The organism is Winogradskya humida (assembly GCF_016862215.1).
Lineage (GTDB): Bacteria > Actinomycetota > Actinomycetes > Mycobacteriales > Micromonosporaceae > Actinoplanes > Actinoplanes humidus.
The window spans coordinates 226,222-240,340 of record NZ_BOMN01000087.1; the positions used below are offsets into that span (position 1 = coordinate 226,222).

The following is a 14,119-nucleotide window of genomic DNA, read 5'->3' on the forward strand; positions in this document are numbered from 1 at the left end:
GCTGAGCCGGTTATCGCAGGCCGAAGGCCCGGGTGATGCGCTGATCCACGCTGTTGCCGGCGGTGTCGCGGGCCGTGGTGCGCAGGGTGACGAACCGGGCGGCGCGAGGTGCGGAGATCCGGGTGCTCCAGCCGCCCGCACGGGTGTTCAGCGTCGCCCGGTGCCAGGAGGCGCCGTCGTCGTACGAGACGTCGACCGTCACCGCCTTGATCTTCCCGGGCCCGGTTGCGGACTGCAGGGTGGAGGCGCCGACTCCCAGCTCGAAGGTGCGCTGCACCTTGCCGTCGCGGTCGGTGTCGACGGCATAGTCGAGCTGGATCAACGGCGGCGAGACGACCGTTCCCGAGGCCACGTCGCCGGAGGTGAACGCCCACTCGGTGCGGGTGCTCGTGGAGTACGGCCCGGCCCACGAGCCCCGGTCGTTCTCCGACACCAGCCGGTACGGAAGCCGCTCGGCGGCCAGCGGGCCCGCCACCAGCAGCGGGCTGTACCGGTCCGCCGAGCTGACCAGCTTGTCCCCTTGATAGAGCGCCATCCGATTGTCCACAGCGGGGTTGTCGTTGGTGCGTCCCGCGTGCGCGGTGCCGGAGTCGCCCCAGCCGGAGATGTTCGCGAACAGCCAGCCGCCCTCCTGCCGGAACACGCTGAGCCCGGTCGGCTCGTCGACCAGCCGCGGCCGCTGCACCGGCCCGAACCAGCGCTCCGGGTGAGCCGACCCGGCCTGGTACGCGACCGGCGCGGAGTGCTGTGACTGCTCACCCGGGATCAGCACGTCCGCCACCCACTTCTCGCCCGCGGTGACCCAGTCGGTGCGGTCGCCGCGCGCCGGGGCCTCGGCGTATTCCAGGGAGGCGGTAGACCCGAGCGGGTCGGTGTCGGAGCGCTGCTCGAGAGCCCGACCCGGCTGCCAGTTGCGGAACGACACGTCGGCGCGCGCCAGGTTGCGAGACGTCGCCCGGTAGGTGAGGTCCGCGGGAATCGTGCCGTCGTAGTCGGTGACGAGGTCGTACGCGTACTCGGTGGCCGGGTGTGAGGTGACGTCAAGCCGTACGTTCCGGCGGGTCATCAGTTTGCCGCCCTCGTCCCTGGTGAGCGTGGCGACGGTGAGCGGTGGCGGGTCGGCCGGCGCCCACACCGATCCCGGCCAGGGCGCGAGCCGTCCCGTGCCGTTGTTGACGACGAGCAGGAGCCGGGCTCCGGCGGCCGAAGCAGCAGCAGCCTGGTCCTGGATCGTGACGGTATCGCTGTTCCGGACGATCAGCGCCTTACCGCGTACGTTGCCGCCGGTGACGACCTCGAGGCTGTGCACGCTCGCCGGTAGCGGTGTCGCGCCGCGCTGGACCCGCAGGTCGTCGTACCCGGCGACGGTCAGCGCCGGCTGGGTGAGGCGCCAGCGCGCGGCCAGCGTGAACCGGCCCTGCGCGGCCTTGCCGGTCGGGAGCACCCAGACGCTGTCGTACTCCTGGCCCGGGTACCACGCGTCGAGCCACGGGCTCCCGCCGACATCGCGGATCAGCTCGAACCGCGAGGCGGCCACGGTGGACTGCCGGGGTGTGGTCGCGGTGGATCGGCGGGCCCTGGTCGCGTCGAACACGACCGTGCGGTCCTGGTTCAGGGCGATGTTCGTGACGGGGAGCACGGCGAGACCCTTCGAGCCCGGCCCGTGGGTGCCCTCGACGTCGGTGCTCAACCACGCCGTGTACGTGTCCTCGGGCAGGCGCAGGTCGAGCGTACCCGTGGCATCGATCTGCCGGGTTGTCGTGCTGTCCTTGCCCAGCAACACAAGCTGACCGGCGACGGGCTTTCCCGCACGGTCAAGTGCCTTCAGAACCAGATGATGGCGTACGCCCTCCTGGCCCACAGCCACCGAAGTACGCAGCCCGCCCGCGGAAACGAAGCCGGAGAACGCCTGATCGGCGGGCACCTTGTCGAACGACGTCGTCGCGGTCACCGAGGCCGTGCCGTGCGCCGGAACGGTGATCTGCCCGGCCGACAACGTGATCAGGTCCAATGAGGACGACAGCGCGAGCGTCACCGGCACCGCGCCGACGTTCGTGTACGTGATCGTCCGGTTGACCGGTCCGGTGGGAGCCGTCGGGTAGTCCGGATAGCCGAAGTTCACCGACCCGGTGGCGAACACCGGCGCGCTCGTCGCGACGGCCGCGTCCAACCGCCCGGAACCGCCCTGGTACGCCGTGACGTCCGGCGTCGCCTTCGTCGTGCTGACCAGCGCGTCCTTGACCTGCTGCCCGGTGAGGCCGGGATGCTCGGCGAGCAGCAGTGCCGCGGCGCCGGTGACGTGCGGGGCGGCCATCGACGTGCCGCTCATCGACAGGTACGAGCCCTCGCCCTCCTCGATGTAGTGCGAGCGGGCCGCCAGGATATTGGCCCCGGGCGCGGTGAGATCGGGCTTGAGCGCCCGGTCGCCGAGCCGCGGCCCCTGGCTGGAGAAGAACGTGACCAGATCCTGGTTGTCGACCGCGCCGACGGTCAGCGCCGCGTCGGCCGCGCCGGGCGTCCCCACCGTGTACGCACCCGGCCCGCTGTTGCCCGCGGAGATCACGAACAGCGCACCGGTCTCCGCGCTGAGCTCGTTCACGGCGACGCTCATCGGGTCGGTGCCGTCGGTCGGATCGGCGCCGAGACTCAGGTTGACGACGCGGGCGTGCTGCTCGCGCACCGCCCACTCCATGCCGCTGATGATCCACGAGTCCTGCCCGAACCCGTCGTTGCCGAGCACCTTGCCGATGTGCAGCCGGGCCCCGGGCGCGACGCCCTGCTCCTTGCCCGCGGAGGCGGCACCGGTGCCGGCGATCGTGGACGCCACGTGCGTACCGTGCCCCTTGCCGTCCTCGATCGACTCGCCGGGCACGAAGGACGCGGTGGCTGCCACCTGGCCCGCCAGATCCGGGTGTGCGGTGTCGATGCCGGTGTCCAGCACGGCCACGTCGACGCCGGTGCCGACGTTGCCCTTCTGCCACACCTCGGGGGCGCCGATCTGCGCGGTGCTCTCGGCCAGGGCGGCCTCGGCTCTGCCGTCGAGCCAGACCTTCTTGACGGTGCCGCTCTGCAGGCTCGCCTTCGCCTTCGTCCCGCCGGCGATCGAGGAGAAGAACGCTCCGGATCGGTCCGCGGTCAGTGCCGCACCACCGATACTTTCGAGCGGGCGTACGCCGCTCGTCCCGCTCGGCGCTGCCCGGGACTTCGCCGCCGTACCGTTGTAGGTGACGATCAGCGGGATCCCGGCGCTGTGCGCGTCGTCGTAGCCGTCCGCCACCAGCTCGGTGATATTGAACAGGTGCTCGTCGAGCAGCCCGGAGGCCAGGTAGGGCAGGGCGTCGTGCGGGTAGACGTACGTGTCACCGCCCTGATGCCCGGTGAGGAATCCGGCCGGCCGCCCCTGTGGATCTCGCACCTGGACCCCGCCGTCGGTGGCCGTGGTGACCTCGTCACCCGTGATCAGGGTGACGGTGCTCGCCGGCTTGCTCAGCGGCGGTGGCGTGGCGGGCGCCCCGGCAGCGGACGCGGCGGCCGGGGCGATGGTGAGCGGCGTGGTGACGAGAACGGCCAGCCCGATCCCACGCAGGCGTGACAGTGACAACGGAACCTCACGATGATCGATGGGGTGTCACCGCACACTATGGGGACCGTTTATTTCGGACTGATCTCGTAACTTTCGTCAGCGGTGGGACTTGAGCCAGCCCCGGATCTCGGTGATGACCTGCTGGTCAGGACCGGCGAACTCCGGCGTGAATTTCGGGGTGATGTTCATGGTGTGCGCCATGCCCGGGTAGATGACGATCCTGTGGTCCTTGTTGCCGGCCGCGGCGACCGCGGCGTCGGCGACGAGCGCGGCGCGGGCCGGGGTCTGGATGTCGTTCTCGCCATTGAGGAGCAGCGTCGGGCCGGAGAACTTCGGCAGCGCCTGCGACACCGTCGGGAAGCGGGCGATGTCCTTCGCGTAGCTGATCGTGTAGGCGTCCAGGTCAGGCAGGTTCGGGTAGAGACCGATGTGGGTGATCTCGCGCAGCACGACGCCCGCCTCGGCGTCGATCGCGATCCGGCCGTCGTGGTTGCTGTCCGTCGCGGCGGCGACCTTCCGGCCGTCGAGCAGGACCGGGCGGAACTGGTCGGCGACCTGCGCCGGCTGCCCGATCAGGCCGTCGGCCGCCTCGGCCGCGGTCAGCTGACCGTCGCCGTCGACGTCGAACTCGTCGTGCAGCTGGGCCAGCAGCCGGCCGTAGATCTGGAACGTCAGCAGCTGTTTGATCGGCAGGCCGACGACGCCCATCTCGACCACCCCGGCAGGCTTCGGGATCCCGAACCTCGCGGGCTCGGCGGCGAGATTGGCGGCCACGTTCGTGCCCTCGCTGTGGCCGAGGAGGAAGATCTTCGACGGGTCGACCCGCGGCGACCGGGCGGCGAACCGCACCACCGCTGCGGCGTCCTTCTGGATCTGCTCGTACGGGTTCTTCGGCTGCAACTGGGCCGGATCGGTGCTCTCGACGGGGCCGATATCGGTCACCCCGCGCTTGTTGAACCGCAGGGTCGCGTACCCCTCCCGGCTCGCGGCCTGCGCGAGCGGCACGAAGGTCGAGCCCTTGCCGTCGGGCAGCGTCTGGTTCATGTCGTTGTGCCCGCTGCCGTGCAGGAGAACGACCACCGGCAGCCGGCCCTTGGCATTACTCGGATAGGTGAGCTCGGCCTTGGTGACCCAGCCCTTGCCGAAGTCGATGCTCACCTGCTCGCGGGTGATGCCCTCCCACCCGGACTGCCCGGCTGCCGCGGGGGCCTGGGTGCCGCCGCTGGTCGTGCCGGTGATGGAGTCGGCGTGGGCGACTCCGACACCCGCGAAGAGGATGGCGGCGGTCGTCACGCCGATCGCCGCGTTGCGGTATTTCTTCGTCGTGGTCATGCCGGAAACGCTATTCACGACAGCGGCGCTGATCGATCCCGGTAACGGGCCTCCTGAGGTACAGCTAGCTGTACCAGGCTCCTGGTGGGTGATCGCGGAGAACGGTGGAGCCGAGGCCGCGGTGGATCTCCAGGGCGGTGGTCGTGCGGTTGAGGGTGATGTAGTGCAGGCCGGGTGCGTCCTCGTCGAGCAGGCGCTGGGCGAGGGCTGTGGCGTGGTCGACGCCGATGCGGTGGGCCGTCGCGGGGTCGTGGCGGGCGTTCTCCAGGGCCGTTGCCAGGTCCCGCGGGACGGTGGCGTTGCTGAGCCGGGCGAACCGGCTGATCTGGTCGAAGCTGGTGGCGGGCATGATCTCCGGGATGATCGGGATGTCGCAGCCGGCGCGGGACAACCGGTCGCGCAGGTCCAGGTACTCCTCGGGGCGGAAGAACATCTGAGTGATGGCGTAGTCGGCGCCCGCGCGGCATTTGGCGATGAAGTGCCGGATGTCGCCGTCCCGGTCGGGGGAGCGGGGGTGACCCTGGGGGAACGCGGCCACGCCCACGCTGAAGTCGCCGCAGGACCGCACCAGCTCGACCAGGTCCGCGGCGTACCGCAGGCCGCCCGGGACGTCCTGCCACGGCCCGAGCGGGTCGCCGGGCGGGTCGCCGCGCAGCGCCAGGATGTCCCGGACGCCGGCGTCGGCGTATCCCCCGATGATCTGGCGGAGCTCGGTGACCGAGTGACCGACCGCCGTCAGGTGCGCGACCGGATGCAGGGTGGTCTGCTCGGCGATGCGCCGGGTCAGCGCCGCCGTGCGCTCGCGGGAGGAGCCGCCCGCGCCGTACGTCACGGACACGAACGACGGCGCGACGGCCTCCGCCTGACGCAGGGCCTGCCACAGCGCCTGCTCCGCGGCCGGGGTGCCGGCCCGGGGCGGGAAGAACTCGAACGAGAAGGACCGAACGCCTGCCCGGAGCACGGCAGCGGGCCCGGACCGGCGGGTGTGGACGGCCGCGGTCATGCGGGGCCGTAGGCGCGCCGGATCAGCTCGCTGACCTGATCGGGCGTCACGTCGTAGGTCTGGGTTCCCACGCGTGCCAGGGCCAGGGCGGCCACCACCGAGCCGGTCTGCGCGCGCCGGACCGGGCCGTGTCCCGCGCCCAGTGCCGCGAGGTATCCGGCGCGGTAGGCGTCGCCGACACCGGTGGGATCGGCGGGGGCGGCCGTCGCGACGGCGGGCACCTCCACGGCGGGCTCGCCGGCCCGTTCGACGCGACTGCCCTTCTCGCCGAGGGTGGTGATCCAGGTGCCGACCCGGTTCAGGGTCTCCTCGGCACTCCAGCCGGTCTTGCCCAGCAGCAGTGCGCGCTCGTACTCGTTGGTGAACAGGTGGTCGGCGCCGTCGACGAGCTCGCGGATCCGGTCGCCGTCGAGGGTGGCCAGCTGCTGGGACGGGTCGGCGGCGAACGGTACGCCCAGCTCCCGGCACGCCCGGGTGTGGCGCGCCATGGCGGCGGGGTCGTCGGCGCCGATGAGGGCCAGGTCAGCGCCGCCCGCCGCACGCAGCACCGCCGCCAGGTCGATCCCGGCCGCCTCGGTCATCGCCCCGGCGTAGAACGACGCGATCTGGTTGCCGGACGGATCGGTGGTACAGAGGAAGCGGGCGGTGTGCCGCTCCTTCGACACGTGTACGCCCGACACGTCCACCCCGTGCGCGGCGAGCCGTTGCCCGTAGCCCGCGAAGTCCGCGCCGACGGCGGCGACCAGCAGTGGGCGGTGACCGAGGCGGGCCAGCCCGTAGGCGATGTTGGCGGCCACCCCGCCGTCGCGGACCTCGAGATCGTCGACGAGGAACGACAGCGAGACATGGTCCAGGGAACCGGCCACGAACTGGTCGCTGATGCTGCCGGGGAACGTCATGAGGTGATCGGTGGCGACCGATCCCGTAATCGCGACGCGCACGGTCACCGCCCCGCCGTCTCGCGCAGCGCCGCGGCCCGGTCGGTGCGCTCCCAGGTGAAGTCGGGCAGTTCCCGGCCGAAGTGACCGTACGCGGCGGTCTGCGCGTAGATCGGGCGCAACAGGTCGAGGTCCCGGATGATCGCGGCGGGCCTCAGGTCGAACACCTCGGTGACGGCCTTCTCGATCGACGCCGGCGGCACGGTCTCGGTGCCGAAGGTCTCGACGAACAGGCCCACCGGCTCGGCGCGGCCGATCGCATAGGCGACCTGGACCTCGCACCGGCGGGCGAGGCCGGCGGCGACGACGTTCTTGGCGACCCAGCGCATGGCGTACGCGGCGGAGCGGTCCACCTTCGACGGGTCCTTGCCGGAGAACGCGCCGCCACCGTGGCGGGCCATGCCGCCGTACGTGTCAACGATGATCTTGCGTCCGGTCAGCCCCGCGTCGCCCATGGGCCCGCCGATCTCGAACCGGCCGGTGGGGTTGACCAGCAGCCGGTAGCCGTCGGTCTCGAGGTCGAAACCGTGCTCCCGGAACGCGCCGAGCACCGGGTCGACGACCTGCGTGCGGATGTCGGGAGCGAGCATGCCCTCGAGGTTGATGTGCGCCGCGTGCTGGGACGAGACGACGACGGTGTCCAGGCGGGCGGCGCGGGGACCGAGATACTCCAGCGTGACCTGGGTCTTGCCGTCCGGGCGCAGGTAGGGCACGGAGCCGTCGCGGCGCACGGCGGCGAGCTGCTGGGCGAGCCGGTGCGCCAGCTGGATCGGCAGCGGCATCAGCTCGGGTGTCTCGTCGCAGGCGTACCCGAACATCAGGCCCTGGTCACCGGCGCCCTGCGTCGCGACCTCGTCACCGTCGGCGTCGACGCCGAGCGCGATGTCGGGGGACTGGGCGCCGAGCGAGACCGAGACGCCGCAGGAGGCGCCGTCGAAGCCCTTCGTGGACGAGTCGTAGCCGATGTCGAGGACGGCGTCGCGCACCAGCCGGGCGATGTCGGCGTACGCGGTGGTCGTCACCTCCCCGGCGATGTGGACCTGCCCGGTGGTGATGAGGCACTCCACGGCGACCCGGGCGCGTGGGTCCTCGGTGAGCAGCGCGTCCAGGACGGTGTCGCTGATCCGGTCGGCGATCTTGTCGGGGTGACCCTCGGTCACGGACTCCGAGGTGAACAGGCGTCGAGGCACGGCACTCCCTGGCTGGAACGGCGGATGGCAGGGGGCGGGCCGGGGGCAGCCGGCCCGCCCGAGGGGGAGAGCGGTCAGCTCTCCGGGTGGTGCACGGAGAAGACGGTGTACGCGTGCGGGTCCGGCTTGGCGAGCTTGGCGGCCTTGTCCCGGCCGACCTGGACGTCGGGGTCCGACATGGTCGCCTTGATGTCCGACTTGCGCTGCCACTGCGCGAAGTACGTGACCCGGGTGCCGTCGAGGCTGGTCAGGATGTTGACGCTGATGCAGCCGGGGCGGTGCCGGATGAACTTGTCGGCGCTCTCGGTCAGCACCTCGGCCAGCTCCTGCTGCTTGTCGGGCTCGACCTCGAAGACGTTCACCATCGCGAAGGTGCCGTCACCGGTACGGATGACTGTCTCGCTCATGAGCGGGTTTCCTTTCTCGTGATCGGCGTGGACGGGTTCGCCCACGCCCGGGCCACCTCGACGGCCTGGGCCGGGTTGAGGCGGGGGTCGCAGTAGGACGTCGGCACGGCGGTGGGATCAAGCTCCGCCGGGTCCTGCCAGACGCATTCGGCGACGTCGAACGGGGTCGTCTCGAGGTGCAGCCCGGCGGCCACCCCGCCGGCCTCGGTGACGGCCTGCTGGAAGGCGCGCACCTCCGCGACGACGGTGTGCACCGAGCGGACCTTCACCCCGGACGGCGACTTCACGGTGTTGCCGTGCATCGGGTCGGACAGCCAGGACACGGGGTGCCCGGCCCGGCGTACGGCCGCGACGAGCGGTGGCAGCGCGGTGGCCGCGACCGCCGCGCCCATCCGGGCGATCAGGGTGAGCCGCCCGGGTTCGCGCCCCGGGTCCAGGCGGGCGCAGAGGGCGAGCAGGTCCTCCGGGCGCGTCGTCGGCCCGACCTTGCACGCGACCGGGTTGGCGACGTGGGCCAGCATCATCGCGTGCGGGCCGTCCGGCTGCCGGGTGCGCTCGCCGATCCAGGGCAGGTGGGTCGAGGCGAGGATGGTCCCGGGCGACGTGCGCCGCAGCAGGGGCAGCTCGTAGTCGAAGACCAGCGCCTCGTGGCTCGTCCACACCGGGGCGCCGGCGGCCGGGGTCCAGGCGCTGCTGCGCTGGCGCAGGAAGGCGACGGCGGAGAACGCGGCGTAGTAGCAGTCCAGCATGCGCTCGGGGTCGGCGCGCCGGGCCCGGGCGGTCGGCTCCGGCCCGTTGACCAGGTGCCCGCGGTAGACCGGCAGCTCCACGCCGGAGACGACCTCGACGCTCTCGCTGCGCGGCTTGGCGAACTGGCCGGCGATCCGCCCGATCCGCAGCACCGGTTTGCCGGTCCCGGCCGCCATCATCCCGGCCAGCGCGTCGAGCAGGCCGGCCTTGCGTGCCAGCGTGCCCGGCGTGCACTCGGCCGGGTCCTCGGCACAGTCGCCGGCCTGGATGACCAGGTGGTCACCGGCGGCGGCCTCGGCCAGCAGGTTGCGCAGCTGGCGTACCTCGTCCCAGTTGACGAGCCCGGGCAGCCGGGCCAACTCGGCGCGGACCGCGGCGGCCTGGACCGGATCCGCCCAGTCGGGTTGCTGTCGCGCCGCGCTGAGGTCCCACGGGATCTCCTCCTCGAGATCCAGCAGGGGAGCAGCCGGCAGCGGGTAGCGCCCCATCAGGCGGGAACCTCGTCGAACGGGAGCCGGCGGGCCAGCGTCAGTCCGTCCGCGATCGGCAGCATGACCAGTTCGACCCGGTCGTCCTGACGGGCGTGCTCGTTGAACCGGCGTACGGCGGCTGCCTTCTCGCCGGGCTGCTCGTCGATCACCTCGCCGCTGAACAGCGTGTTGTCGACCATCAGCAGCGCGCCGGGCAGCATCCGCGGCACCAGTTCCTCCCAGTACCCGACGTAGCCGGGCTTGTCGGCGTCGATGAACGCCAGGTCGAGGTGGGGTTCGGCGGGCAGGGCGCGCAGCGTGTCGAGCGCCGGGCCGAGGCGCAGCTCGATGCGGTCGGCGACGCCGCCGCGGGTCCAGAACTCCCGGGCGAGTGTGGTCCACTCCGGGGACACGTCACAGGTGATCAGTGCTCCGCCGGGGGACAGGCCGCGGGCCAGGCACAGCGAGGAGAAGCCGGTGAAGGTGCCCACCTCGACGATGCGTTTCGCGCCCAGTAGCCGGACCAGGAAGGTCAGCAGGGCACCCTCCTCGGGGGCGACGCTCATGTGCGCCTGGTCGGGGATCGCTTCGCGGGTCCGGTCGAGGAGTTCGGCCAGCAGCGGGTCGGGGACCATCCGGCCCTGGTGGAGCAGGTAGTCGTAGAGCCCGGTGGTGAGGGGCAGATTTCGCTGGGTCAGGGAGTCGTTGCGCAGCAAGGGTTCCTCCGGTCGATCGGTGGTGACTTACGCGGTCACACCGCGGTGGTGCGAGCGGCGGGTCGCCAGTCGCGATAGGCGCGGGCGACCGCCCCGGACTCGACGGCGAGCCCGTCGAGGACGGCCCGGAAGTCGCCGGTGCAGTGCAGTTCGAAGCGCCGCCGCTCGCCCGGATGGGCCGGTTCCCGGACGAAGTAGAAGACCGTGGATCCCTCGTACGGGTTGTGGCCGCCGCCTTCCGCCAGCAGGCCGGCATCCGTGCGCCAGGTCGTGATCAGCCGGGTCAGCAGCGTGGCGTCGGGGCGGGTCACCACGAACGCGGTGTGCTGTTCGAAGCCCTGTGCGGCCTCGGCGTCCTCGATCCGCCGCTCGTAGCCGGCGCTGTCGCGGGGCAGCAGGAAGACCTCGACCGCCGCATGGCGCCGGCCGTCCGGCAGGTCCAGGCGCAACCGCGTGATGGCGACGTCGCAGGCGTCCGGATCGACGTCGTAGCGCGAGGCCAGCCGTCGCCGGACGACGGTGCTGGGGGTGATCGGCTGCGGCTCCAGCCCGAGCCGGTCCAGCTCGCTCAGGCCGGCGTCGAGGCTCCGGGGGAAGAGCAGCACGCCGCAGTGGTCGAACACGCAGGACCGGGCGGTCAGGGCGGCGCTCGCACCGCCGGGAACGGCCGGGGCCAGCAGGGCCGTCGCGGAGGCGGTCGACGTGTTTCGCGCGGTGCTGATCGTGTCAGCGAGCCGATCGCGGTCCGTGTCGGAGAACGAGTCACCGGAAACGTCCCGCAACGTCGTTCCGATGGGGTGGGAAACGGGCATCGATACCTCCTGGTGGGGGGTTCGACGAAAGTGTGCCGTTACTTTTTCCGGCGCCGCAAGAACCTTTTCCGCAGTTAGCCCCGCGTCAGGCTTTTGACCGGCGCAAACACCCGGCATTCGGTGATTCCGATAACTTCTATCGGGCCCGCCGAAGTAAAAGAATGTGTTGTCGGTGGCGTCGTGGGAGCGCTGTCCATATTGATATTCCATTCGTCACCGCAGGCCCGTCGCCGATGACCACGACGCGGTTTGTGCAGGTCGTCGCTGCATTGGTGCGCCACGCACGGCGTACGCCATAAATTATCCTTTTGGGCCGCGGTCGGCCCGGCCATAAGGTTCGTCAATAGGCCGGTCTGGACGATTCGCCGCGCTTACGGCCAGAATCCGTTGCAGCAATGGGGCGATGCAGCAAGCAGACGGAGGTTCGCCGTGGAATTTCCCGCGTTACAACCGACGGGTCCTTTGACATTCACCGCATACCTCGAGCGGGCCGCCGCCGGGCATCCGGGCGCCGCGGTACACGACGGTTCCCGGTGGCGGACCTGGCAGGAATGCCTGACACAGTCCGAGCGCACCGCGGGTGTCCTGCACCGCCGGGGACTGCGGGCCGGCGACGTGCTGGCGGCCCAGCTGCCGAACGGCTGGGAATGGCTGGTGCTGCACGCGGCGACCGCGCGGCTCGGCGTTCTGCTGCTGCCGTTGCACACCGCCTACCGGGCGCACGAGCTGGCGTCGTTGCTGACGCAGGCCGGCGCCGTCGCCCTCGTGGCCCGTGACTCGTACCGGGGCCGCTACCGCGTCGACGAGATTCTCGGCGTACAGCAGAGGTGCCCGTCGCTGCGTGAGGTCTGGATCTCGCCCAGTGGTGACCTTCCCGGGGCCGTCGCCGGTCTGCGCAGCTCCACGGAGCTGCTCACCGCCGAGCCGGCGGGTGAGCTGCCCGATGCCCCGCGCGACTCGCAGGCGCCCCTGCTGCTCCTCGCCTCCTCCGGCACGACCTCGCAGCGGCCGAAACTCTGTGTCCACCGCCACGCCGGCCTGCTCGGTAACGCCGAGGCCGTGGCGCAGGACGGGGGTCTCGGCCCCGGCGACACGATCGTCTCGGCCAGCCCGCTCAGCCACGCGTTCGGTCTGCTCTCGGTGCACCTCGCCCTGGTCACCGGTGGTGCCGTCGGGCTGTTCGAGGGCTGGAACGCCCGTAACTTCCTCGACCTGCTGCACGCCGCGTCGGCGACCGCGGCCTTCGCCGTGCCGGCGCAACTGCGTGACCTGGTGGCGCTGCTCGAGCAGTCGCCGCAGGAGACGCTGCCCGCGCTGCGGGAGGTGCGGACCGGGGGCGCGCCGGTGCCACGGGAGCTGGTCGACGGGCTACGGCGTACGGTCGGCGCCCGGGTCATCGTCCAATGGGGAATGACCGAGGTCGGCGCGGGGACCTACACCCGCCCCGGCGACCCGGCCGAGCTCACCGGCACCGTCGGCCGGCCCGGGTCCGGGGCGCAGGTCAGGGTCGTCGACGAGAGCGGGGCACCGGCCGGGCCCGGGGTCACGGGCGAGCTGCAATATCGCAGCCCCACCATGTTCAGCGAATACTTCCGGGCGCCGGCGCTGACCCGCGCGGCGCTGACGCCGGACGGCTGGCTGCGCTGCGGTGATCGGGCCGCTCTCAACGCCGACGGGTCGGTGAGCTACCGCGGCCGGGCCGACGAGCTCATCAACCGCGGCGGGCTGAAGTTCAACGCCCTCGAGGTGGAGGAGCTGCTCAACGATCTGCCACAGCTCGTCCAGCACGCGGTCGTGGCGACCCCGGACCCCCGGCTCGGTCAGCGTTCGTGCCTGATCGTCGCGCTGGCCGAGGGCGCCGATCTCACCCTGGACGAGGTGACCGGTCACCTGTCCCGCAAGGGGCTGGCGACCTACAAACTGCCGGAGCGGCTCGTCGTGGTCGACCGGTTGCCGACCACGGTCACCGGGAAGATCGCCCGGGCCCGCCTCCAAGCCGTCGTGCCCCCGGCGGCGGTGGCCCGATGACCACGCCGATTCAGCTGCCCAGGTGCTCGCGCAGCATGTCCTGGAAGCCGGCCAGGGCGGGATTGGCGGTGTTGCGGTCCAGCCAGGTCATCGTCACGTTGGTACGCAGGTCGGTGTCCTCGCTGTGCACCACCGCCACCTCGCCCCGGGCGACCTGGTGGCGCACCGACAGCAGGGGCAGCAACGCGAGCCCCATGCCGGCCGCCACGCACGCGCCGAGCGTGCCGATGCTGGACACCTCCGCGACGGGCTCCTTGGCGCCCGGCCCGAAGACCTCGTCGAACATCTCCCGGAAGCCGCAGCCCTGCTCGGTGGCCAGGAACGGCTCCGCGCTGAGCTCGGCCAGCCCGGCCCGGCCCCGCTCGGCCAGCGGATGCTTCGGCGGCACGATGACCACGAGCGGCTCCTCGACCAGCGTCTCCGAACGCAGCGACGGGTCCGGCGGCGGAGTGCCGAAGGTCAGGCAGAGGTCCAGATCACCGCGGCGCACGGCTCTGTACAGCTCACCTCGGTTGTGGTGGCCCAGCCGCACCCGCATGTCGGGATGGCGCTCGCGGTACTCGGAGAGCACGGGTGGCAGCAGATGCACGCTGACCGTCTCCAGGGCGCCGACCGCGAGCTCCGTGCCCGGCCGGGAGACCGCGAAACGCGCCTCCTCGAGGAGCTTGAGGATGCGGCCGGTGTATTCCGAGAGCACCGCTCCCTGCGGGGTCAGCCGCAGCCTGCGCTGGGAACGGTCGAGCAGATCCACGCCGAGCTCGCGTTCCAGGACCTGGATCTGATCGCTGATGCTCGATTGCGCGTAATGCAGTTCCTTGGCCGCCTGCGTGACGCTCAGCGTCCGGGCGACGGTCTCGAACGCTCGAAGATTCCTCAGCTCCACGCGCCTG

11 protein-coding genes are annotated in these 14,119 nt (G+C 71.6%); 1 reads left to right on the top strand and 10 read right to left on the bottom strand.

Annotated elements, in window-relative coordinates:
- Window positions 1–10 precede the first annotated feature (10 nt).
- From Ahu01nite_RS30915 to Ahu01nite_RS30955, 9 genes are all read right to left on the bottom strand, one after another.
- Window positions 11–3,601: a S8 family serine peptidase gene (locus Ahu01nite_RS30915; RefSeq protein ID WP_203840191.1), complete on the bottom strand. Its 3,591-nt coding sequence runs from the start codon at window positions 3,599–3,601 to the stop codon at window positions 11–13.
- A 78-nt stretch (window positions 3,602–3,679) separates the two neighbouring features.
- Window positions 3,680–4,915: an alpha/beta hydrolase gene (locus tag Ahu01nite_RS30920; protein ID WP_203840192.1), complete on the bottom strand. Its 1,236-nt coding sequence runs from the start codon at window positions 4,913–4,915 to the stop codon at window positions 3,680–3,682.
- Between the two features lie 64 nt (window positions 4,916–4,979).
- The gene (gene metF / locus Ahu01nite_RS30925) at window positions 4,980–5,918 is read right to left on the bottom strand and encodes a methylenetetrahydrofolate reductase [NAD(P)H] (protein WP_203840193.1); all 939 of its coding nucleotides are present in this window, start codon (window positions 5,916–5,918) and stop codon (window positions 4,980–4,982) included.
- On the bottom strand, window positions 5,915–6,859 hold the full coding sequence (locus Ahu01nite_RS30930) for a carbohydrate kinase family protein (RefSeq protein WP_203840253.1): 945 nt from the start codon (window positions 6,857–6,859) through the stop codon (window positions 5,915–5,917). The genes metF and Ahu01nite_RS30930 overlap by 4 nt, the downstream gene beginning before the upstream one ends.
- Window positions 6,860–6,861: 2 nt before the next feature.
- Window positions 6,862–8,046 (bottom strand): methionine adenosyltransferase, encoded by a 1,185-nt coding sequence (metK, locus tag Ahu01nite_RS30935; protein ID WP_203840194.1) that lies wholly within the window; start codon window positions 8,044–8,046, stop codon window positions 6,862–6,864.
- 74 nt (window positions 8,047–8,120) lie between these two features.
- Entirely contained in the window at window positions 8,121–8,453 is a 333-nt protein-coding gene (locus Ahu01nite_RS30940; protein WP_239159272.1) for an antibiotic biosynthesis monooxygenase, read from the bottom strand.
- Window positions 8,450–9,691, bottom strand: a complete 1,242-nt coding sequence (locus tag Ahu01nite_RS30945) for a 3-deoxy-7-phosphoheptulonate synthase (RefSeq protein ID WP_203840195.1) — start codon at window positions 9,689–9,691, stop codon at window positions 8,450–8,452. The genes Ahu01nite_RS30940 and Ahu01nite_RS30945 overlap by 4 nt, the downstream gene beginning before the upstream one ends.
- Complete coding sequence (locus tag Ahu01nite_RS30950) at window positions 9,691–10,371, bottom strand: O-methyltransferase (RefSeq protein WP_203840255.1); 681 nt, start codon at window positions 10,369–10,371, stop codon at window positions 9,691–9,693. The genes Ahu01nite_RS30945 and Ahu01nite_RS30950 overlap by 1 nt, the downstream gene beginning before the upstream one ends.
- Before the next feature lie 53 nt (window positions 10,372–10,424).
- Window positions 10,425–11,201, bottom strand: a complete 777-nt coding sequence (locus Ahu01nite_RS30955; RefSeq protein WP_203840196.1) for a hypothetical protein — start codon at window positions 11,199–11,201, stop codon at window positions 10,425–10,427.
- 462 nt (window positions 11,202–11,663) lie between these two features.
- Between Ahu01nite_RS30955 and Ahu01nite_RS30960 the strand changes: the two genes are divergently transcribed.
- Window positions 11,664–13,229 (top strand): class I adenylate-forming enzyme family protein, encoded by a 1,566-nt coding sequence (locus Ahu01nite_RS30960; RefSeq protein WP_203840197.1) that lies wholly within the window; start codon window positions 11,664–11,666, stop codon window positions 13,227–13,229.
- A 10-nt stretch (window positions 13,230–13,239) separates the two neighbouring features.
- Here Ahu01nite_RS30960 and Ahu01nite_RS30965 read toward each other — a convergent pair whose 3' ends face one another.
- Window positions 13,240–14,112 (bottom strand): LysR family transcriptional regulator, encoded by an 873-nt coding sequence (locus Ahu01nite_RS30965; RefSeq protein WP_203840198.1) that lies wholly within the window; start codon window positions 14,110–14,112, stop codon window positions 13,240–13,242.
- Window positions 14,113–14,119: the final 7 nt, after the last annotated feature.